The organism is Hyphomicrobium sp. CS1GBMeth3, assembly GCF_900117455.1.
Classification (GTDB): Bacteria; Pseudomonadota; Alphaproteobacteria; order Rhizobiales; family Hyphomicrobiaceae; genus Hyphomicrobium_C.
In genome coordinates, this window is the sequence record NZ_FPHO01000003.1 from 1,869,134 (window position 1) to 1,890,405 (window position 21,272).

15 protein-coding genes are annotated in these 21,272 nt (G+C 66.5%); 7 read left to right on the forward strand and 8 right to left on the reverse strand.

All coding sequences use genetic code 11. From position 1 onward, the window contains the following. The first annotated feature begins 164 nt into the window (after window positions 1-164). The 7 genes from ahcY to trxA all read left to right on the forward strand — a co-directional run bounded on the left by ahcY (window position 165) and on the right by trxA (window position 13,870). On the forward strand, window positions 165-1,571 hold the full coding sequence (gene ahcY / locus CS1GBM3_RS16140) for an adenosylhomocysteinase (RefSeq protein ID WP_072396521.1): 1,407 nt from the start codon (window positions 165-167) through the stop codon (window positions 1,569-1,571). 390 nt (window positions 1,572-1,961) lie between these two features. Continuing rightward, window positions 1,962-4,421 (forward strand): sensor histidine kinase, encoded by a 2,460-nt coding sequence (locus tag CS1GBM3_RS16145; RefSeq protein WP_244534676.1) that lies wholly within the window; start codon window positions 1,962-1,964, stop codon window positions 4,419-4,421. Then, window positions 4,375-5,952, forward strand: coding sequence for a tRNA (adenosine(37)-N6)-threonylcarbamoyltransferase complex ATPase subunit type 1 TsaE (gene tsaE, locus CS1GBM3_RS16150; RefSeq protein ID WP_139247950.1), 1,578 nt, complete (start codon window positions 4,375-4,377; stop codon window positions 5,950-5,952). The genes CS1GBM3_RS16145 and tsaE overlap by 47 nt, the downstream gene beginning before the upstream one ends. After that, window positions 5,952-6,677: a nucleotidyltransferase family protein gene (locus CS1GBM3_RS16155; protein WP_072396526.1), complete on the forward strand. Its 726-nt coding sequence runs from the start codon at window positions 5,952-5,954 to the stop codon at window positions 6,675-6,677. Before tsaE ends, CS1GBM3_RS16155 begins: the two co-directional genes overlap by 1 nt. Window positions 6,678-6,767: 90 nt before the next feature. After that, window positions 6,768-9,869 (forward strand): double-strand break repair protein AddB, encoded by a 3,102-nt coding sequence (gene addB, locus CS1GBM3_RS16160; RefSeq protein ID WP_244534712.1) that lies wholly within the window; start codon window positions 6,768-6,770, stop codon window positions 9,867-9,869. 2 nt (window positions 9,870-9,871) lie between these two features. Beyond that, window positions 9,872-13,450 carry a double-strand break repair helicase AddA gene (gene addA / locus CS1GBM3_RS16165; RefSeq protein ID WP_072396528.1) on the forward strand — a complete coding sequence of 1,193 codons (3,579 nt, stop codon included), beginning with the start codon at window positions 9,872-9,874 and terminating at the stop codon, window positions 13,448-13,450. Between the two features lie 75 nt (window positions 13,451-13,525). Further along, window positions 13,526-13,870, forward strand: coding sequence for a thioredoxin (trxA, locus tag CS1GBM3_RS16170; protein ID WP_072396529.1), 345 nt, complete (start codon window positions 13,526-13,528; stop codon window positions 13,868-13,870). Between the two features lie 76 nt (window positions 13,871-13,946). Here trxA and CS1GBM3_RS16175 read toward each other — a convergent pair whose 3' ends face one another. The 8 genes from CS1GBM3_RS16175 to sppA form a co-directional block, all read right to left on the reverse strand. Then, window positions 13,947-15,248 (reverse strand): bifunctional folylpolyglutamate synthase/dihydrofolate synthase, encoded by a 1,302-nt coding sequence (locus CS1GBM3_RS16175; protein WP_072396530.1) that lies wholly within the window; start codon window positions 15,246-15,248, stop codon window positions 13,947-13,949. A 170-nt stretch (window positions 15,249-15,418) separates the two neighbouring features. Next, window positions 15,419-16,480: an acetyl-CoA carboxylase, carboxyltransferase subunit beta gene (accD, locus tag CS1GBM3_RS16180; protein ID WP_072396531.1), complete on the reverse strand. Its 1,062-nt coding sequence runs from the start codon at window positions 16,478-16,480 to the stop codon at window positions 15,419-15,421. Between the two features lie 144 nt (window positions 16,481-16,624). Beyond that, window positions 16,625-17,455 carry a tryptophan synthase subunit alpha gene (gene trpA / locus CS1GBM3_RS16185; protein WP_072396532.1) on the reverse strand — a complete coding sequence of 277 codons (831 nt, stop codon included), beginning with the start codon at window positions 17,453-17,455 and terminating at the stop codon, window positions 16,625-16,627. Next, a complete protein-coding gene (gene trpB, locus CS1GBM3_RS16190) occupies window positions 17,452-18,723 on the reverse strand; it encodes a tryptophan synthase subunit beta (protein ID WP_072396533.1) in 1,272 nt (423 codons plus the stop codon). Before trpB ends, trpA begins: the two co-directional genes overlap by 4 nt. Before the next feature lie 43 nt (window positions 18,724-18,766). Further along, window positions 18,767-19,429 (reverse strand): phosphoribosylanthranilate isomerase, encoded by a 663-nt coding sequence (locus CS1GBM3_RS16195; protein ID WP_072396534.1) that lies wholly within the window; start codon window positions 19,427-19,429, stop codon window positions 18,767-18,769. Between the two features lie 77 nt (window positions 19,430-19,506). Further along, a complete protein-coding gene (locus tag CS1GBM3_RS16200) occupies window positions 19,507-19,869 on the reverse strand; it encodes a hypothetical protein (protein ID WP_072396535.1) in 363 nt (120 codons plus the stop codon). A gap of 49 nt (window positions 19,870-19,918) precedes the next feature. Continuing rightward, entirely contained in the window at window positions 19,919-20,203 is a 285-nt protein-coding gene (gene ihfB / locus CS1GBM3_RS16205; RefSeq protein WP_072396537.1) for an integration host factor subunit beta, read from the reverse strand. Between the two features lie 30 nt (window positions 20,204-20,233). Next, window positions 20,234-21,205, reverse strand: coding sequence for a signal peptide peptidase SppA (gene sppA, locus CS1GBM3_RS16210; protein WP_072396539.1), 972 nt, complete (start codon window positions 21,203-21,205; stop codon window positions 20,234-20,236). Window positions 21,206-21,272 lie beyond the last annotated feature (67 nt).

Consider the following 21,272-nt stretch of genomic DNA (forward strand, 5'->3'; position numbering starts at 1 on the left):
GCCATTTTGCCGCACGCCGCCGCGGACATAAGGACTTGTTTATATCTTATTGCGATCGGCGCCCCAGGCCGCTATAGGAGGGGCGACTTTGCGCGCCCGGGCCGGACTGCGCTCCGATTTCTGCGCCCGGATCTGCTCGAAAAAGCACCCATAGAAGGACGCCCATGACCGCCAACACCGATTACATCGTCAAGGACATCTCGCTCGCCGCCTTCGGCCGCAAGGAGATCGATCTCGCCGAAACGGAGATGCCGGGCCTCATGGCCATCCGCGCCGAGTACGGCCCCCAGCAACCGCTGAAGGGCGCCCGCATCGCCGGCTCCCTCCACATGACGATCCAGACCGCGGTTCTGATCGAGACGCTGAAGGCCCTCGGCGCCGACGTGCGCTGGGTCTCCTGCAACATCTTCTCGACCCAGGATCACGCCGCAGCCGCTATCGCCGCCGGCGGTACGCCGGTCTTCGCCTTCAAGGGCGAGACGCTGACCGAGTACTGGGACTTCACCGCCCGCCTGTTCGACTGGCACGGTGGCGGCGTGCCCAACCTGATCCTCGACGACGGCGGCGACGCCACCATGCTCGTCCACTACGGCCTGAAGGCCGAACAGGGCGACACGGTGTTCCTCGACAAGCCGGGCTCCGAGGAGGAGGAGATCTTCTTCGCCCTCATCAAGCGCCTTCTGAAGGAGAAGCCCAAGGGCTGGTTCGACGAGGTCGCGAAGGCGATCAAGGGCGTCTCCGAGGAGACCACGACGGGCGTGCACCGCCTCTACAAGCTCGCCGAGCAGGGCAAGCTCCTGTTCCCGGCCATCAACGTCAACGACAGCGTCACCAAGTCGAAGTTCGACAACCTTTACGGCTGCCGTGAATCGCTGGTCGACGCCATCCGCCGCGGCACCGACGTGATGCTAGCCGGCAAGGTCGCCTTCGTGGCGGGCTTCGGCGACGTCGGCAAGGGCTCGGCCGCCTCTCTGCGCCAGGCCGGTGCCCGCGTCATCGTCTCCGAGGTCGATCCGATCTGCGCGCTCCAGGCGTCGATGGAAGGCTACGAGGTCGCGACCATCGAGGATGCCTTCTCCCGCGCCGACATCTACGTCACCGCGACCGGCAACAAGGACATCATCACCGTCGACCACATGCGCCAGATGAAGGACCGCGCCATCGTCTGCAATATCGGCCACTTCGACAACGAGATCCAGGTCGCAGGCTTGAAGAACTTCAAGTGGACCAACATCAAGCCGCAGGTCGATGAGATCGAGTTCCCGTCCGGCAACCGCATCATCCTCTTGTCGGAAGGCCGCCTCGTGAACCTTGGCAATGCCATGGGCCACCCGTCGTTCGTGATGTCGTCGTCGTTCTCCAACCAGACGCTGGCGCAGATCGACCTCTGGGCCAACACCGGCAAGTACGAGAACAAGGTCTACACGCTGCCGAAGGTGCTCGACGAGAAGGTCGCGGCCCTTCACCTCGGCAAGCTCGGCGTCAAGCTGACCAAGCTGCGCCCCGACCAGGCCGACTACATCGGCGTCCCGGTCGAAGGCCCGTTCAAGCCGGATCACTACCGATACTAAGTGGCGCGGAGCCGGGCGCCGCCCATGGCGGATCCGGCACCAAAAATGATTCGCAAGCGGCCTTGTATCGCGCAGGGCTACATATCGCCGGCTCCCGACCCGTGTCGGGAGCCGGATGCGTATTCGCCAGGGCTGGCACAGGTCCCCTAAGGTCCCCATAATTCAAGTTGCGATTCGCTCTTCTGGGCGAAGGGCGCGGACACTGCCGCCGGAGTGCTTCCGCAGCAGTGTGAAAGCGGTTTTCCCGACGAGAAGCACGAGAGAACTAAGGAGCTAGGGTCTTTCTGCGATCCGCCGGATGAGCGGAAAGCCCCTGGAGATCGAACCCCGAGATCGATGTCGACCAAGAGCCCTACGCCAGAACGACAGAATACACGCGTAGAGCTGGCCATGCTGGCCTTGGCGAGCTTGGCCTGCGTCACGGTGCTGACGGCGACGCTCGCCTCGGGACGGCGGCTGGTGGAGCAAGGCGGGCTTCCGGGCGGCACCTGGATCCTGGCTGGTCTCGTCGCAGCGGCGGGCGCGGGCACCGTCTATCTGCTCTACCAGGCCATTACCACCATGCGCCGCCAGGCGCGCCGCGCCCAGGACGAGTCGCGCGAGCTGCGCCGCGCTCTTGCTGCTGCGGAGGCACTGATCAAGGCCGAGCCCCAGGTGCTGATGCACTGGGAGCAGGGCCGCGGCCTCTCCGTCGTCACCAACACGCTGACCGGCGTGCCGGGCCTGCCCACCAACACCGGCGAGCTGGTCCGCTTCAATTTCTGGCTCGACCAGAAAAGCAACGCGGCGCTGCGATCGTCGCTCGATGGGCTCCTCTCCGAGGGCCGCGCCTTCAACCTGATCCTGAAGACGGCGGCCGGTGGCCACGTCGAGGCGGACGGCCGCGCTGCAGGCGGGCGCGCCGTGCTGCGCTTCAAGGACGTGGCGGGCTACAAGCGTGACCTATCCGTCATCCTCGATCAGCATATGCGCCTCGCGCGCGACGTGCGCTCGAGCCGCGCGCTGTTGAGCGCGTTGCCCCACCCGGCTTGGCTCTGCGATGTGAGCGGACGCATGACCTGGGTCAACAGCGCCTACATCCGCGCGGTCGATGCGGAGAGCGAGACCGAGGTCGTCGACGGCCAGATCCAGCTCCTGGAATCTCGCCAGCGCAAGCGGGTCGCGCGCGCGCTGAAGATGGGTCAGACCTATAAGGAGCGCGTGCCGCTCGTCATCGGCTCCGAGCGCAAGACGCATGAGGTGACCGTGCTGCCGCTCGGCGATGCCACGGCCGGCGCAGCGATCGACGTCGCCGATATCGAGTCTGCCAAGGGCGAGCTCGATCGGCAGATCGCCGCCTACGACCGCACGCTGGACCGCGTCGCCACCGCCGTCGCCATCTTCAACGCCGACCAGAAGCTGACCTTCTTCAACGCCGCCTATCAGAGGCTCTGGCAGCTCGACGCCGACTGGCTCGCGACCGGCCCAAGCGACGGCGCCGTGCTTGACCGGCTGCGCGAGCTCGACCGCCTGCCCGAGGTCGTGAACTACCGCGAATGGAAGGCCAAGGTCCTGAAGTGCTACAAGGAAGAGGCCGAGCAAGAGGACTGGTGGCACCTCCCTGACGGTCGCGATTTGCACGTCATGGCCGCGCAGCGGCCCGATGGCGGCGTCACCTATCTCTACAAGGACGAGACCGAGCGCCTCGCGCTCGAAAGCCGCTATAACGCGCTGATCGGCGTGCAGACCGAGACCCTGAACAGCCTCAAGGAAGGCGTCGCGGTGTTCGGCACGGACGGCCGCCTCAAGCTGCACAACTCCGCTTTTGCCGCGATCTGGAAGCTGTCACGCCAGCAGCTCGCCGAGAGCCCGCACATCGACGAGTTCATCCGCGTTACGCAGGTCCTTCACGGCGAGATGTCGACCTGGCTCGAGATCAGCCGCTCCGTCACATCCTTCGAGGATCGCGAACCGATCGAGGGCCAGATGGTGCGCCCTGATAGCAGCGTCATCGACTACGCGGTGACGCCGCTTCCTGACGGCGGCACGCTGCTGACCTTCGTCGATGTGACCGACTCCAAGCGCTACGAGCGCGCGCTGATCGAGCGCAACGAGGCACTCGTCACGGCAGACAAGCTCAAGAACCAGTTCATCGGCCACATCTCCTACGAGCTGAGAACGCCGCTCACCAATATCATCGGCTTCAGCGAGCTGCTCGCCAACCCGATCTTCGGCACGCTGACGCCGCGCCAGCGCGAATATCTCGACGACATCTCCTTCTCGTCGAAGACCCTGCTCGCTATCATCGACGACATCCTGGATCTCTCCGCGATCGACGCCGGCGGGCTGGAGCTGAAGCTCGCCAGTGTCGACGTCCAGGCCGTCATCGACCAGGCCATCAACGGCGTGCGCGAGCGCGCCGCCCGCGCCCGCCTGACCCTCGACATCGCCGTCGCCGACGACGCTACCTCCTTCGTGGCCGACGAGCATCGCGTTCGCCAGGTGCTCTACAACCTGCTGTCGAACGCGGTCGGCTTTTCGAAGCCGGAGGGTGTGGTACACCTTTCCTGCTGGCGCGAGGGGGGGACCGTGGTGTTCTCGGTCGAGGACCAGGGCGTCGGCATCCCCAAAGAGCAGCAGGCCCGCATTTTTGAGCGTTTTGAGAGCCAAAGCCAGGGCAGCAAGCATCGTGGCGCCGGCCTCGGCCTTTCTGTTGTCAAGAGTCTGGTAGAGCTTCACGGCGGCGACATGATGCTCGAAAGCGAGCCTGGAAGAGGGACAAAGGTCACGGTACGTTTCCCCGAGCGCGGCCTTGAGCAAAGACATGTCCCTTCCGCAAGCAACGATGCAACACGACTGGCGCGTGGCTGACGCCGATGAGGCGGCCGTTGGCCGTTTGGCGGAGCGCATCGCGCTGAAGCTCGCCGCGGGCGACCTAGTGGCCCTTTCCGGCGATCTCGGCGCCGGCAAGACGACCCTCGCGCGCGCATTGATCCGCGCTGCCCTGGGCGATGCCGAGGCCGAGATCCCGAGCCCGACCTTCTCGCTCGTGCAGACGTACACATCGCCGCGCTTGGAGCTGGCCCACCTCGATCTTTATCGCATCGCTGGCGACGACGACCTGATCGAGCTCGGCTTCGACGAGCTCGTCGCGACCGGCGCGGCGATTGTCGAGTGGCCCGAGCGCGCGCCGAGCCTGCTCGCCGTGAACCGCCTCGATATTCATCTTGCGCAGGGTGCCTCGCCCGAGCAACGCACGCTGGCGCTCAAGGGGTACGGCACGTGGGGTCCGCGTCTGGCGCGTCTCTCCGCCATGTCGGATTTCCTCGAACGCCATCCGCCTTGGGGTACGGCGCGCGCGGTCTATCTGCAGGGCGACGCCTCGACGCGCGCCTACACGCGTCTTTGGGACGCCGGCCGCAGCGCTATTCTGATGGATCAGGCGCGCCAGCCGGACGGACCTCCCATTCGCAATGGCCTGCCCTATAGCCGCATAGCCGGCTTGGCCGAGGACGTGCGGCCCTTCGTAGCCGTAACCGGAACGCTGCGCGAGGCGGGCTTCAGCGCACCCGAGGTTTATGCCGCCGATCTCGAGCGCGGCTTCCTCCTGCTCGAAGACTTCAGTGATCGCATCTTCGGCGCCGAGGTCGCGACAGGTACGTCGCAAGCCGAGCTGTGGCGCGCGGCGACCGATACGCTCGTGGCGCTTGCCCCCCTCCCCGTGCCGGACAAGATCGCGCTCCCCGATGGCACGTCACACCGCATCCCGCCGCAGGATGCGGGCGTGCTTGGCATCGAGGTCGAGCTGCTGCCGGATTGGTATTGGCCCGCGGTCTACGGCACGCCTGTCCCTGCCGACGCGCGCGCTGAGTTCGTCGCCGCATGGGATCGTGTGTTTGCTCGCCTTGCCAACGGGCACAAGGGATGGGTCCTGCGCGACTATCACTCGCCGAACCTCGTCTGGCTGCCGCACCGCGAAGGGGCGCGTCGCACGGGGCTTCTCGATTTCCAGGACGCGCTGCAAGGTTCGCCCGCCTACGATCTCGTCTCTTTGCTGCAGGACGCGCGTGTGGACGTGGCGCCCGCGCTCGAGGACGAACTCCTCGCCTATTATCTCGAGAAGCGCAGCTCCGAGCCGGCTTTCGACGCCGCCTCCTTCCGCTTCGCCTACGCGGCGCTCGGCGCGCAACGCAACACCAAGATCCTCGGCATTTTCGCCCGCCTCACCATGCGCGACGGAAAGCGTACGTATTTGCGTCACATCCCCCGCCTATGGCGATATCTGGCGCGCGGGCTGACGCATCCTGATCTGTCCGCGCTCGCGCGCTGGTACGACCGTCATTTTCCAGACGCGGTCCGCCACGCCCCGCCTGACATCCCTCACCGCGAGAGTCGTCTCTGATGAACGAAGCTGTAACGACTGCGATGGTGCTGGCCGCCGGCCTCGGTACGCGCATGCGCCCGCTGACCGACAACCTGCCGAAGCCGCTGGTGCCGCTCGACGGCAAGCCGTTGCTCGATCACGTGCTCGACCGCATCGCGGACGCCGGCATCCCGCGCGTTGTCGTCAACGTCCATCACTTCGCCGATCAGATCGAAGCTCGTCTCTCGGGGCGCACGAGGCCCGCCATCACGGTCTCCGACGAGCGCGGCCAGCTGCTCGATACCGGAGGCGGTATCGTAAAGGCGTTGCCGCTGCTCGGACCCGCGCCGTTCCTGATCCACAACTCCGATTCGGTCTGGGCCGAGGGCGTCGGCGCCAACATCGCCCGCCTGATCTCCGCATTCGATCCAGAGCGCATGGATAGCCTGATGCTGCTGGCGCTCGGCGCAACGAGCCTCGGCTACGACGGCCACGGCGACTTCTTGATGGCCGCCGACGGCACGTTGACGCGCCGCCCCGAGCGCGGCGAGACGCCGTTCGCCTTCACCGGCGTCTCGATCGCGCATCCCCGCATGTTCGAAGGGGCCCCGGACGGACGATTCTCCCTCAACGTGTTATGGGATCGGGCCATCGAGAAAAAGCGGCTTTACGGCATCAGACTGGACGGCGTGTGGATGCACGTTGGTACACCACAGGCCATCGAAGACGCGGAACGGTGGATAGCCCGCGCGGCGACCGCCTGAGCGCCCCCTTTCGGATGGTATACCCGGCCAACGAACCCGAATCTGGGCCGATTCCATCCGAGAGCGCGACCCCTGCGAGACCACCCGAACATCTACACCGTCGAGGCCGGCCGCCCGTTCCTCGACTGCCTCGCCGCCGCCATCCTGGACGGCACGCTGCCCGCGGGCAGCGGCCGCGCGTCCGGTCCGTTGGATCTGCCCCGCATCACGCTCTACTTGCCGACGCGTCGCGCCACGCGCGCCCTGCAGGACGCGTTTCTGCGCGCATCCGGTAGACGCGCGCTTCTGTTGCCGAAGATCACGGCTGTTTCGGAAGGCGAGGAGGATCTGTCGCTGATCGCGGCGGCCGCGTCCGACGCCGACGCGCTGACGGGCGCCATCCCACCCGCCATTGGCGAGCTTGAACGCCGCCTCGTGCTGACGAGCCTGATCCGCCGCTGGACCGAGACCATGCAGAGCGCGCGCGAGGGCAAGGAGCCGCTCGCCGCCGTCGGCGCGGCCACCACCGCACAGGCGGCGATCCTTGCGGCTGAGCTGGCGCAGCTCATGGACATGGTCGAGACCGAGGACGTGAGCCTCGACGGTCTCGCCAGCCTCGTACCCGAGACCTTCTCGGAGCACTGGCAGAAGACGCTCAAGTTCCTGGAGATCGTCACGCAGTTCTGGCCCGCGTATCTGGCCGAGGGCGGGCTCCTGTCAGCGGCCGCGCGCCGCAATGCCGTCATCCGTGCCGAGGCAAAGCGCCTGTCTGCAAACCCGCCTGCGGGGCCGGTGATAGTCGCTGGCGTCACGGGCTCGATCCCGGCCACGGTGGAGCTGATGCGCGCCGTGGCGGGTCTCGCCAACGGTGCCATCGTGCTGCCGGCGCTCGATCTCGCGCTCGACGCCGAGAGTTGGAAAGCCATCGGCCCCGAGCACCCCGAGCATCCGCAGTTCGGATTGAAGAAGCTGCTTGATGCGCTCGGCTGCGCGCGTAGCGACGTCAGACGTCTTGGTGAGCCGTTGCCTGCGCCGGAACAGGCCCGCGCGCAGTTGATTGCCGAGGCGACGCGCCCAGCCGGCACGACGGAGCGGTGGGAGAGCTTTGCCGCCGCCGCCCGCAAGGATACGTCGCGCGCGGCCCCCGAGGGCTTGAGCCTGATCGAGGCGCCGACGGCCCAGGACGAGGCCGAAGCCATCGCGCTGATCTTGCGCGAAGCGGCCGAAACGCCGGGCAAGACGGCCGCCCTCGTCTCGCCGGATCGCTTCCTCGCCCGCCGTGTTGCCGTGCGTCTCGAAGCCTGGGGCATCAAGGTCGATGACTCGGCCGGCCGCCCGCTGCGCAAAACGCCGCCAGGGGCCCTGCTCGATCTCGTCATCAACGCGGCTGCAACGCGCTTCGCCCCGGCCGATACGGTCGCGCTTCTGAAGCATCCTCTGGCGCGCCTCGGTCTCGATCCGTTTACCGCGCGCCTTGGCGCCCGTGCGCTCGAGATCGTGACGTTCCGCGCGCCCTATCTCGGCGAAGGGCTCGACGGCGTCGAGGCGGCCTTCGAGCGCGCAGCGGAAGAGCGCGCCAACGGCCTGCGCGCCCACCCCGCCGCGCGCCGCCTCTGGGACGAGGACTGGCAGCGGGCGCGTGATCTTCTGGTGCGTCTGCGCGCGGCCTTCACGCCGCTTCTCGCTCTCTTTGACAGCAAAGATCCAGTTGCGCTCCGCGATCTCGTCGATGCGCACTGCAAGGCCGCCGAAGCCATCGCGCGCTTACCCGACACGGAAGACAACGACGAAAGTCCACTCTGGCGCGACGAGGCGGGCGAGACCGCCGCGCGCTTTTTTGCGAGCCTGCTCGATACGCGCCTGCCGCCGCTCGACTTGCCAGCCGCCGATTACGCTGACTTCTACCGCAGCCTCGCGTCCGCCGAGACCGTGCGCCCGCGGGGCCCCGTGCATCCGCGCCTTTCGATCTGGGGACCGTTCGAAGCGCGCTTGCAGCAGACCGACGTCGTGATCCTGGGTTCGCTCAACGAAGGCACGTGGCCGAAGTCGTCCGATCCCGGCGCTTGGCTGAACCGCCCCATGCGGACCGCCCTAGGCCTTCCCTCGCCCGAGGAAAAGATCGGCCAGTCAGCGCACGACTTCGCAACGCTGCTTGCCGCGCCGGAGGTGATCCTGACGCGCGCCGAGAAGAAGGATGGCGTGCCGACGGTGCCCTCGCGCTGGCTCCTGCGCTTGACGGCGCTGCTTGACGGCATGGGCGTGAAATCGGCGCTCGAGCCGAATCAACCCTGGCTCGCGTGGGCGCGCCAGCGCGACACCGCGCGCCCCATGCCGCGGCTTCCCGTGCCCGAGCCGCGCCCCGCCGTCGCGCAGCGCCCGCGCAAGCTCTCCGTGTCGCGCATCGAGACCTGGATCGGCAATCCATACGCGATCTTCGCCAGCGAGATCCTGAAGCTCACGCCGCTGCCGCCACTCGGCGAGCCGCCAGGGCCTGCGCTGCGCGGTAGCATTATTCACGACGCGCTCTCGAAGTTCGCGGCGGCCTATCCGGCGTCGCTTCCGGACGACGTCAGAGGCGAGCTGGTGCGTTTCGCGCGCGCGTCTCTGGAAGCCTACGCTGCGCATCCGCGCATCGCCGCGTTCTGGATCCCGCGCTTCGAGCGCTTCGCCGAGTGGTTCGCGGCCACCGAGCCCGCGCGCCGCGCCGGCATCACGCAGGTCATGGCAGAGGTCAAAGGCGAGCTTGTGCTGGACGCCCCGGCCGGTCCGTTCAAGCTCACCGCACGCGCCGACCGCATCGACATCGCCGACGCCTCGCTCGTGATCTCCGACTACAAAACGGGCGCGCCGCCGCCCGACAAGAAAGTGCTGGAAGGCGTCTCGCCGCAGCTCCCGCTGGAAGCTGCAATCGCTCGCGATGTCGCGCTCGGCTTCGAAAAGATCCCGAAGCGGCCTGTCGCGACGCTGCGCTACATCCGCGCCTCCGGCGGAGAGCCGCCGGGAGACCAGCGCGACGTTAAGGTTCCGGACGTCGGCGCGCTCGCCGATCAGGCGCTCGATGGCCTGAAGCGTCACGTCGCCCGCTTCGATGACGAGGCAACGCCCTATCGTCCGCTGCGTCGCGCTCGCTTCGGCTACGCCTACGACGACTACGCGCACTTGGCACGCGTCGCCGAATGGTCGTCAGGCGCCGTTGCCGAGGAGGAAGCCTGACCATGACAGCGATCGTCGAGTTCAAATCGATCGAGGTCGAGCTTGCGCGCACGACCGGCCTGCAGGCCGAGGCGGCGGATCCTGCCGCGTCCGTTTGGGTCAGCGCCAACGCCGGCACCGGCAAGACGCACGTGCTCACCATGCGAGTCTTGCGCCTGCTGCTGGCCGGAACGCCGCCCGAGCGCATCCTGTGCCTCACGTATACGAAGGCCGCGGCAGCGGAGATGTCGAAGCGCGTCTTCGAAAGCCTGTCGAAGTGGGTGATGCTGCCCGAGGATGAGCTTGAAGCCGCACTGCTCAAATTTCTCGGGCGAGAACCTCAATCGTCCGAGATGGCGCTCGCACGCACGCTGTTCACGCGGGCAACCGAAACGCCGGGCGGTCTCTCGGTGCAGACCATCCACGCCTTCGCCGAGCGGCTGTTGCAACGCTTCCCGCTGGAGGCGGGCGTCACGCCGGGCTTCGCAATCCTGGATGAGGAGACAGCGCGCAAGCTGATGCGCGAAGCCACCGACCAGGTGATCGGCACAGCGGCACGCGAGCGGACGAGCCCGCTCGGCCGCGCGCTCGAAACGGCCATCGCCTACGCCGCCGATGACCGTTTCGACGAGATTCTGGCCGATGCGCTCGGCCACCGCGATTGGCTCGATGAAGCGCATCGCTTAGCCGGTGGCCTCGATGAAGCCGGCGTTCTCTACCGCCGTCACTTCGGCGTGCGCAAGGACGTCACGCGCGCGGCGATCGAAGCCGAGGCGGCAACCGTCCTTTCGGCAGCGGACGTCGCCCACATTCGCAATGTGCTCATCGGCGGAACCAAGACGGACGTCGACGGCGCCAATAGAGCAGCCGCTGTGCTGTCCGCCACTTCCGACCGCGCGCGCATGGACGCTCTCTGTGATCTCTTGCTGACCAAGGACAAGGAACCGCGCAAGAAGCTCGTCACGAAGGCGCTCGGGGAAAAGAACCCCGAGATCGAGCCGATGCTATCTCGCGCTCAATCGCGCCTTCTCTCACTCCACGCCGAGCAACAGGGTGCCGCCGTCGTCGAAGCCACAATGGCCTTGCTGCGTCTCGCGGGCGCCGTGCAGCAACGCTATACGGACGCGAAAGTCCGCCGCGCCGCGCTCGACTTCGAGGACCTGATCGCGCGCACCAAAGCGCTGCTCTCCGAGCAAAGCTCCGCCGAATGGGTGCTCTACAAGCTCGACAACGGCCTCGACCACATCCTCGTCGACGAGAGCCAGGACACGAGCCCGTCGCAGTGGCGCGTCGTGGAAGCGCTCGCCACCGAGTTCTTCTCCGGCACCGGCGCGCGCGATGACATCGTGCGCACGCTCTTTGCCGTGGGCGACGAGAAGCAATCGATCTATTCGTTCCAGGGCGCGGCACCTGAGATGTTCTCGGCCATGGGCGGGCGCTTCGCGGACCTCGGCCGCGCCGCGGGCGTCACATGGCGCACCGTGCCGCTGACGCTGTCGTTCCGCACCGTTGCGCCGATCCTTGCAGCCGTCGATCGCGTGTTCGCAGACCGCGAGCGCACGCCCGGCGTCACGCCCGCGCCACACGCCGCAAAACGCGCCGGCCATGGCGGTGTGGTCGAGATCTGGCACACAGAAGCGCACGAGGACGTCGCGCCCGCAGATGCCTGGTCGCCGCTCGACGAGCAGTCGACCGAGCCGCCCGTTGTGCGAATCGCCAATCGCATCGCCGACACCATCAAAGGCTGGCTCGCGTCCGGCGAGGTGCTGGCGTCCACCGGTCGCCCCATCGCGCCGGGCGACATTCTGATCCTCGTGCGCAAGCGCGCGCCGTTTGCCGCGCCGATGGTGCAGGCGCTCAAAGCTCGCAACATTCCCGTGGCCGGTGCCGACCGTATGCGCCTCACCGAGCAGATCGCGGTGCAGGACATGCTCTCGCTCGGCGATTTCCTGACGCTTCCCGAGGACGATCTCGCGCTGGCCGAAGTCTTGAAAAGCCCGATCTTCGGGTTGGACGATGCCGATCTCACGGACCTGGCATTCTGGAACCGCGAGGAAGCAGGCCAGGAGCGCAAAGGCACCTTCTGGAAGGCTCTACTCGAAAGAAGCAAGGAGAACGCGCGGTTCGTCGAAGCGGCCGAAACCTTGAAGCGCTGGCGCAAGGCGGCCGACTTCCGCCCGCCGTTCGAGTTCTTCGCCGACATCCTTGACCGCGATGGCGTGCGCAAGAAGCTGATCGCCCGCCTCGGCCTCGACGCGGCCGATCCGCTCGACGAGTTCCTGAACCTCGCGCTGACCTACGACGATGGCGCGCCGCCGTCGCTCGCCGGCTTCCTCGCCTTCATGCGCGAAGGCACCCGCGACATCAAACGCGACATGGAGCACGGCCGCGATGAAGTGCGCGTCATGACCGTGCACGGCGCCAAGGGACTAGAGGCGCCGATCGTGTTCCTGCCCGATACGTGCAGCGCCGGCTCCGCTGCAGGTCAGGCTGGCCGGCCGATCAAGCTCCAGACGATGCAACGCGCGCCGGGATCGCCGACGCCGTTCGTCTGGCCGATCAAAGACACGGGCAGTCTCGAGCAGATGCGCGACGCGCGCGACGAACTGCGCCGGCGCGAGCGCGAGGAGCTCAACCGCCTGCTTTATGTGGCGCTGACGCGTGCGCGCGATCGCCTCTACGTGGCGGGCTTCGAGGGCCGAAAGGGGCTGGAAGCAGGCTGCTGGTACGAGCTGATCAGAGAGCGCCTGGATGGTTTGCTCGAGCGGGTGCAGCAGCCGGACGGCCGCGAGGTGCTGCGCCTCGTAACCCTACAGACCGCGCCGACAGAGGCGCCGAAGGCAACGCGCGCCGCCGTCAAGGCGGATGCCCCGCTGCCACCCTGGGCGATGACCTCCGTCCCGAAGGAGCCGCAACTCACCATCCCCCTCGCGCCGTCGCGACTGGCGCCCTACGACACCGATGACGAGGGCGAGCCGCTGCCTGCGCCGCCGCCCCGCGCGCGTGAAGCCGAGCCAGCCGTGCTCAGCCCCGCCGCGCTCTCCGACGAGAGCCGCTTCCTGCGCGGTACGCTGACCCATGCGCTTCTCCAGCATCTACCCTCCGTTGAGCGCAAGGCATGGGGCAAGGTGGCGAAGGCATTTCTCGCGGAACGCGGGAGAGGCCTGCCGCGCACTACGCTGGCGAGCATAGAGGCCGAGACGCTGGCTATTCTTTCCGACCCGGCGTTCGCCCCGGTCTTCGGGCCGGATAGCCAGGCCGAGGTGCCGATCGTGGCCGTCATCCCCCGCCCCGAGGGCGCCGGGCCGCCGCTGCGCATAACGGGGCAGATCGACCGGCTGGCGCTGTCCGGGGACGAGGTTCTGATCGTCGATTACAAGACCAACCGCGGCGCGCCCCGGAGCCCCGAGGCGGTAGCGCCCGCCTATCTTTTCCAGCTTGCGGCCTATGCCCTGGCGGTGCGTGAAATCGCCCCCGGAAAGCGGGTCCGGGCGGCCCTGCTGTGGACACAAGGGCCGCATCTCATGGAGATCCAAGAGGATACCCTGGCCGTATATGCGGATGAACTCTGGCGCCTGGATACCCTGCGACTTGACGCCTGAAGGCCCCATTCCTACCTTCACGGACCGCTGGGAGGGCATGGAACCGATCGGCGCTCGCCGAGCAAAGGAGATACTATGACCACACTCGTTTCCGACAAGACTTTCGACGAAGAGGTGCTGAAGTCGAGCGAGCCGGTGCTCGTCGATTTCTTCGCCGAGTGGTGTGGTCCGTGTAAGGCCATGGCTCCCGCGCTCGAGCAGGTTGCCGCCGAGCAGAAGGGCAAGGTCAAGATCGTGAAGATCGACGTCGACCAGAGTCCGGCCATCACTACCAAGTATGGCATCCGTGCCATGCCGACTCTGATCGTGTTCAAGAACGGTCAGGTCGCGGGCCAGCATGTCGGCGCGCTCGTGCAGAAGCGCAAGCTCGAGGAGTGGCTCGGCTCGCAGATCGGCGAGAGCCTCGTCGCCAAGGCATAACGCACGCCGCGCGGCACAGAATTACGAAGGGCTCCGATTTCGTCGGAGCCCTTTTTGCGTTCGTTATCGGCGTGTGTCAGTTCGCCTGCGGCTCGACGCCTTCCTGCAGTGCCAGCACGTGTCCTGCGAGGTAGAGCGACCCCGTGATCAGGATGCGTTTCGCACCTAGCTCGATTGCATCGATGCGCTTCAAGGCCGCTTCCACCGATGGCGCCGCCTCAGCGCTGAGCGACACCGACCGCGCGGCGTCCGCAAGCGCGTCCGGCGTAAACGGCGCCTCGTGCGAGCCCGGGATCGGCACGCCGATCACATGCCGTGCGAGCCCGCGAAACGAGCCGATAAAGCCGGCCGCATCCTTGAGCCCGAGCATGCCGACAATGAGATAGAGCGGCTTGGGCGCACGCTCCTCAAGATCGGCGACCGATTGCGCAAGCGCGAGCCCCGCCGCGGGATTATGCCCGCCGTCGAGCCAAAGCTCGGAGCCGGGACGCAGGAGAGACGGCAGCGGTCCGCTGTCGATACGCTGCATGCGGGCCGGCCACTGCGCCGTTGTCAGCCCTCGCTCGATGGCGTGCTCATCGATGTTGAACGCCCTGAGCTCGAGCGCCGCTGCGACCGCCGTTCCTGCGTTGATGAGCTGGTGCCGCCCGACGAGCGCCGGCAGCGGCAGATCCAGAAGCCTGTCGGCCTGCTGCACGACGAGGCGCCCGCGCTGCTCGTAGGCATCGTAATCCTGGCCCCAGACAACGAGGCGCGCGCCTGTCCGCGCGGCCTGATGCGCAATAACGTCGAGCACGGCGTCTTCCTGCTGCGAGACGATGCAGGGAACGCCACGCTTCAAAATGCCGGCCTTTTCGCCGGCGATGGCTTCGATCGTGCTGCCGAGTTTTTCTGCATGGTCGAGCGAGATCGGCGTCAGCACGGTCAGCGCCGGCGTCTCGATGACGTTGGTCGCATCGAGCCGTCCGCCGAGACCGACCTCCAGCAGCACGATGTCGGCTGGGTGCTCAGCGAAGGCGAGGAACGCGGCCGCCGTCGTGATCTCGAACTGCGTGATGTCGTCGCCGTCGTTGACCGTCTGCGTCCGCGACAGAACGTCGACCAGATCCTCTTCCGAGATCGGCCGCGTCAGGCCATCGGGCCCGGCGAGCGCGATGCGCTCGTGAAAGCGTACAAGGTGCGGCGAGGTGTAGACATGCACGCGCCGCCCGGCGGCCGTCAGCATCGCCTTGAGATAGGCCGTGACGGATCCCTTGCCGTTCGTGCCCGCGATGTGAACGACGGGAGGCAGCGCTTTATGTGGGTTGCCGAGCTTTGCGAGAAGTCGCTCCACGCGACCCAGCGACAGGTCGATGAGCTTCGGGTGCAAGAGCTTCATGTCGGCGAGGAGCTGGTCGCTCGTCAGAATGTCACGCCCCTCCTGTTCGAGGCCACGCAGGATACTGTACTCAAAGCCCTGGCCAGCACAGGGGTCAACTCATGAAATGATATTTGGAGGTTCTAGGCGCGGGCTAGCTGACCGCTTCCAGTAATGGTTCGACACCTGCCTCAGCTTCGCGGCTGGTCCCGCGGCTCGGTGGTAACCGGTCCGGTCGTGTCGTCGTCCCGGGTGCCCCCCGCCTCGGCCTTGAAGCGCTGGCTGTCGTCGACGGGCTCAAGCTCGATGGCGGTGCTCTCGATGAGCCGGCCGTCCACGACGGAGCCGTTGGTCGGCGCCTTGCCGTTGCCTTTCCGTGCTGGCTTGCTGACCGTGGCCGTGCCGCCGTCTGCGAGCAAAGCGCAGAGCCGGCTCAGCGTCTCGCGCATCTTGTGGCGATGCACGACCATATCGATCATGCCGTGTGCAAGCAGATACTCGGCGCGCTGGAAGCCGTCCGGAAGCTGCTCGCGAATGGTCTGCTGAATGACGCGCGGGCCGGCGAAACAGATGAGCGCGCCCGGCTCGGCGATGTGCACGTCGCCCAGCATCGCGTAGGACGCCGTGACGCCGCCCGTCGTGGGATCAGTCAGCACGACGATGTAGGGCAGCTTGGCCTCGCGCAGGCGCTGGACGGCGATTGTCGCGCGCGGCATCTGCATCAGCGACAGGATGCCCTCCTGCATGCGCGCGCCGCCCGAGGCCGCGAACAGAATGAATGGCGTCTTGAGATGCACGGCGCGCAGCATACCCGTGATCACGGCCTCACCAGCCGCCATGCCGAGCGAGCCGCCCATGAATTCGAAGTCTTGCGCCGCGGCCACGACTTGGCGACCATCGACCGTGCCTTCGCCGACCAGCACCGCATCGTCGAGCGACGTCTTGGCGCGCGCATCCTTGAGGCGGTCGGTATAGCGGCGCCCGTCGCGGAAGCGTAGCGGATCCTGCGCCACGCCAGGCACGGCCACCTGCTCGAAGGTCCCGCCGTCGAACAGGCTCGCGAGCCGCGCCCGCGAGCTCATCTTCATGTGGAAGTTCGAGCCGGGCACAACGAACTGGTTGGCCTCGAGGTCCTTGTAGAAGACCATCTGGCCCGTCTCCGGGCATTTGACCCAAAGGTTTTCCGGCACTTCGCGCTTCGTGGTGAGGAAGCTGCGGATCTTGGGCCGGACGACGTTGTTGATCCAGTTCACTCTTGACCGCTCCAAAGGTGCCCACCCTGCGGCAGGCACATGCAACAATGACCCGGTTCGTCAGAGCTTATTTTGCCCCTTTTGGGGCAGCGCCGTCGATGCCGAGGCCGAAACGAAGCGTCGCATCATCGCCGGCGCCCTCGCTCACGACGTCTTGAGGGCTGCGCTGAGGCTTTCAACCAAACTTAGGACAGCGCCGGCCGTCTCGCCAGTCGCACGGCCGTCCTCGGTTAAGCTTGCTTCTATGGCGCGCACGAGCGCCGATCCGACGACCACGCCGTCGGCGCCCTTGGCCAGGGCGCGCGCCTGCTCAGGTGTTTTTACGCCAAATCCAACCGCCACGGGAAGAGTTGTCGCGCTTTTAAGGCGCGCCACCTGAAGTTGAACGTCGTCCGGATTGGCCGATGCGGCGCCCGTGATGCCCGTGATCGAGACGTAATAGAGGAATCCCGAGGTATTTTTAAGTACGGCCGGCAGGCGCTTATCGTCGGTCGTGGGCGTTGCGAGGCGGATGAAGTTGAGCCCCCGTTCGACCGCCGGCAGACAAAGCTCGTCGTCCGCCTCGGGCGGGATATCCACCACAATCAGCCCGTCGACGCCCGCCGCGGCGGCTTCGTCAAGGAAGGCCTCGTTCGGATAGACGTAGATGGGATTGTAATAGCCCATCAGCACGATCGGCGTATCGGCGTCGGTTTTGCGGAAATCGCGCACGAGATCGAGCGTCTTGCGCATCGTCTGCCCACCCTTGAGGGCGCGCAGCGACGAAGCCTGGATCGCCGGCCCGTCGGCCATGGGGTCCGAGAACGGCATACCGAGTTCGATGATGTCGGCGCCCGCTTTCGGCAGCCCGGTGAGGATGGCCCTCGAGGTTTCGAGGTCCGGATCGCCGGCTGTGATGAAGGTGACGAGGGCCGCGCGCCCGTCCGCCGCGAGCGCCGCGAAGCGCCGATCGATCCGCGATTGTGTCTTGCTCAAAGCTTGATCCCCAGATAGCCGGCAACCGCGAACACGTCCTTGTCGCCGCGTCCGCACATGTTCATGACGAGCAGGTTGTCCTGGGGCAGCGTCGGCGCGAGCTTCGTCACCCAGCCGAGCGCGTGCGAGGGCTCGAGCGCCGGAATGATGCCTTCGAGCTTCGCCGAGAGCTGGAACGCCTCGAGCGCTTCCGTGTCGGTGATCGGCACGTAGCTGACGCGGCCCGTATCCTTGAGCCACGCGTGCTCGGGTCCCACGCCCGGATAATCGAGACCGGCCGAGATCGAATGCCCTTCCAGGATCTGCCCGTCTCCGTCCTGCAAGAGGTATGTACGATTGCCGTGCAGCACGCCGGGACGCCCGCCGCTCATCGAGGCCGCGTGCCCGTTCTCGACCTCGAGCCCGTGGCCACCGGCTTCGACGCCGTAGATCGCGACGCCCTCGTCGTCGAGGAACGGGTGGAACAGGCCGATCGCGTTCGAGCCGCCGCCGATACAAGCGACCAGCGTATCCGGCAGCCGCCCCTCGCGCTCGACCATCTGCTCGCGCACTTCCTTGCCGATGATCGACTGGAAGTCGCGCACCATGGCGGGATAGGGGTGCGGGCCGGCCGCCGTACCGATCAGGTAGTAGGTGTCGTGCACGTTGGTGACCCAGTCGCGCAGCGCCTCGTTCATGGCGTCCTTGAGCGTGCCGGCGCCCGCCGTGACGGGATTCACCTTGGCGCCGAGCATGTGCATGCGCGCAACGTTCGGCGATTGCCGCGCCACGTCCGTCGCACCCATGTAGACCTCGCACGGAAGCCCGAACCGCGCGCAGACGGTCGCGACAGCAACGCCGTGCTGGCCCGCGCCGGTTTCGGCGATGATGCGCGTCTTGCCCATGCGCCGGGCGAGCTGGATCTGGCCGAGGCAGTTGTTGATCTTGTGGCTGCCCGTGTGGTTGAGCTCGTCGCGCTTGAAGTAGATCTTGGCGCCGCCCGTGCCGCCCTGCGCTTTTGCGATCTCGCGGAAATGCTGCGTCAGCCGCTCGGCGTAATAGAGCGGGCTCGGCCGGCCGCCGTAATGCAGCATGAGATCCGTCAGCTCAGCCTGGAATGCGGGGTCCGCCTTGGCCGCGTCGTAAGCCTTCTCGAGATCGAGGATCAGCGGCATCAGCGTTTCGGCGACGAACCGTCCGCCGTAGAGGCCGAAATGGCCGCGCGGATCGGGCCCGCCGGCGAGCGTGTTGAGCCGCCCTTCGCCCGTCTTCTGCTCATTGGAGGCCATTGGCCTGTTCCTTTTTTCACGTGCCCCGCAGGGGGCAGATTTTTCAGGACTGCTTAGCGGCCTTTGCGGCGCGAAGGAAGCGGCGGATCAACTCCGGGTCCTTTTGGCCCGGGCTCGTTTCCACACCCGACGACACATCGACGATAGCCGCACCCGTGAGCTGGATCGCGGCCGCGACGTTGTCCGGCGTCAGCCCGCCCGCGAGCGCGAACGGCGCTTTTGCCTCCTCGAGAATATGCCAGTCGAAGGTAAGCCCGTTCCCGCCCGGCAGCGCTGCAGGATCAGCCGGTGGTTTGGCATCGAACAGGAGAATGTCCGCGCCGCCTTCGGGCTCGAGGTAGGTGAAGGCGTCGGCGACATCGCCTGCGTCGGCCACCGGCACGGCCTTGAGGATGATGAGGCCGCTGCGCCGACGGATGGCCTCCGTCCGCTCCGGCGTCTCGTGCCCGTGAAGCTGCAGGATATCGGGCTTCACCTCGGCGACCACGCGGTCGACGAGCGTGTCGTCGGGATCGACGGTCAGCACCACGGCTTGCACGCCCGCGCGCGCTCGCGCGCGGTGCACGAGGGCTGCTGCCTCGTCGAGGCTGACGTTCCGCGGGCTCTTGCCGTAGAGCACGAAGCCCACGAGATCTGCCCCGGCGTCGAGCGCCGCATCGAGCTGCGTCTCGCTGCGCAATCCGCAGATTTTCACGCGTGTGGACATGTGTTTTCGGGTCTGAAACGTCGGAAAATATCGCGCACCGGCTCCATTTAGGGAGCACGGCCTGCGATGAAAGAGGCTCAGGCTGCGTTGCGCTTGTCCGGCGCCGCCAGCGCCTTGTTGCGGGCGCTGACCTCGGCGTCGCGCTCACGCATGAGCCGGTCGGCCTCGGACCGCCATCGCTTGGCCTCGACCGCACGCACGCGCGCGACACGACGCCATCGCCCTTGCGACAGCCATGTCGCCGCGCCGCCGATCAACACGCCGATCAACAGAGCGCCGAACAGGAAGCCGTAGAACGGCATCACGATGGAGAGCACCGGCGTTTCCGGCCGGAACGGGTCCAGCACGAGACGCACCGAATGCCGGTTCGCCACGGCGAGCGTGATGAGCAGCGCCGCAGCCGGGAAGGCGGTCAAGAGCCAGAGAATGCGTCTCAGCACGATATATCCTCTCGACCGGCAGCGCCGATATCCTGAAGCCTTGTGGGGCTCAGGTATCCGTGTTGAGCCGGTCCCGAAGCTCCTTGCCGGTCTTGAAGAACGGCACATACTTTTCAGCAACCGGCACCGGCGTTCCGGTCCTGGGGTTGCGGCCCTGGCGTGCTGCGCGATGCTTGACGGTGAATGCGCCGAAGCCACGCAGCTCTACACGATCGCCTTGCGCCAGCGCATCAACGATCTCGTCGAACACAACATTGACGATACGCTCGACATCCCGATGATAAAGGTGCGGGTTCGAGGCTGCAATTTTTTGAATGAGTTCCGATTTGATCAAAACACTAACCTCCCGACGAAATTATTTCCTTTAGTTTTCCGAAGGTTGCCAAACTGAAACGAGGCCGTCAAGGCCGAGACCACCCAGATTTGGGGTAGCTGTGGCTACCGTCAAAAGGTTACCGAGCGCGGCAGCCAGCACAGCCCCCGCCGCTTGGGTGGCCTGTCCCGTCACCGAGCCCCAGGTCGTCTGAGAGGCGGGCTTCCAATCGACGACGTTAAGGTTTTTGGCGACATTCCGGTTCGTCTCGAGCCAGCGGACAGCCTCCGCCTCGCCGCCGATCTCGTCGACAAGCTTGAGCGCGACCGCCTGCCGCCCCGAGTAGATCCGCCCCTCGGCAAGCCCCGCGATGTCCCGCGCGGCAACCCCACGGCGCGTCTCGACAAGCGATAGGAACCACTGGAACCCGTCGTCGATCGTCTCCTGCATGACGCGGCGGGCATCTTCGCTCGCCGGCTCGAAGGGGTTCGGAGTGGCCTTGAGCGCGCCGCTCTTTACCTCGTTGAACTTGACGCCGAGCTTGCCGAGCATCTCGCTGACCTCGGGCCATTGCGCCAGCACGCCGACCGAGCCCGTGATGGTGTTGCCGCGTGCCACGATATGGTCCGTGCCGAGTCCGACGATATAGCCGGCCGACGCCGCTACCGTGCCGAACTGCGCCACCACCGGCTTCTTCTCCGCCACGTTGCGCAGCGCTGTGTAGAGGCTTTCGCCGCCGGTCGTCGTGCCGCCGGGGCTGTTGACGAACACGAGCAGCGCCTCGACGTTGTTGGCGTTGCGAATTTTCTTCAGAAGCTCGATCTGCTCGCGATCGTCGGTAATGGTCCCCTCTATGGCGACGCGCGCGATCTGTTTGGTTCCCGGCAGTGTGGAGAGGCTGCCGTTGCCGAACATCAGCGCTCCGAGAAGGAGGCCGACGAAGAGAACCGCCGCACTCCGCCAGAAGGTGAGACGCCGGCGCATGCGACGCCGATCGAGAACGGCTTCGGTTTCAAGCGACATGCCGGATGCTCCATGAGTTAAGCTATTGCGGCCAAATTATAAAACTGCCACGCGTCGCGCAACGTAA

What these genes read in the sequence shown, in the direction of transcription:
- ahcY (WP_072396521.1), top strand. Translation starts at nt 165, where the DNA reads ATGACCGCCAACACCGATTACATCGTCAAGGACATCTCGCTCGCCGCC.
- CS1GBM3_RS16145 (WP_244534676.1), top strand. Translation starts at nt 1,962, where the DNA reads ATGCTGGCCTTGGCGAGCTTGGCCTGCGTCACGGTGCTGACGGCGACG.
- tsaE (WP_139247950.1), top strand. Translation starts at nt 4,375, where the DNA reads ATGTCCCTTCCGCAAGCAACGATGCAACACGACTGGCGCGTGGCTGAC.
- CS1GBM3_RS16155 (WP_072396526.1), top strand. Translation starts at nt 5,952, where the DNA reads ATGAACGAAGCTGTAACGACTGCGATGGTGCTGGCCGCCGGCCTCGGT.
- addA (WP_072396528.1), top strand. Translation starts at nt 9,872, where the DNA reads ATGACAGCGATCGTCGAGTTCAAATCGATCGAGGTCGAGCTTGCGCGC.
- trxA (WP_072396529.1), top strand. Translation starts at nt 13,526, where the DNA reads ATGACCACACTCGTTTCCGACAAGACTTTCGACGAAGAGGTGCTGAAG.
- CS1GBM3_RS16175 (WP_072396530.1), bottom strand. Translation starts at nt 15,248, where the DNA reads ATGAAGCTCTTGCACCCGAAGCTCATCGACCTGTCGCTGGGTCGCGTG.
- trpB (WP_072396533.1), bottom strand. Translation starts at nt 18,723, where the DNA reads ATGGCCTCCAATGAGCAGAAGACGGGCGAAGGGCGGCTCAACACGCTC.
- CS1GBM3_RS16195 (WP_072396534.1), bottom strand. Translation starts at nt 19,429, where the DNA reads ATGTCCACACGCGTGAAAATCTGCGGATTGCGCAGCGAGACGCAGCTC.
- sppA (WP_072396539.1), bottom strand. Translation starts at nt 21,205, where the DNA reads ATGTCGCTTGAAACCGAAGCCGTTCTCGATCGGCGTCGCATGCGCCGG.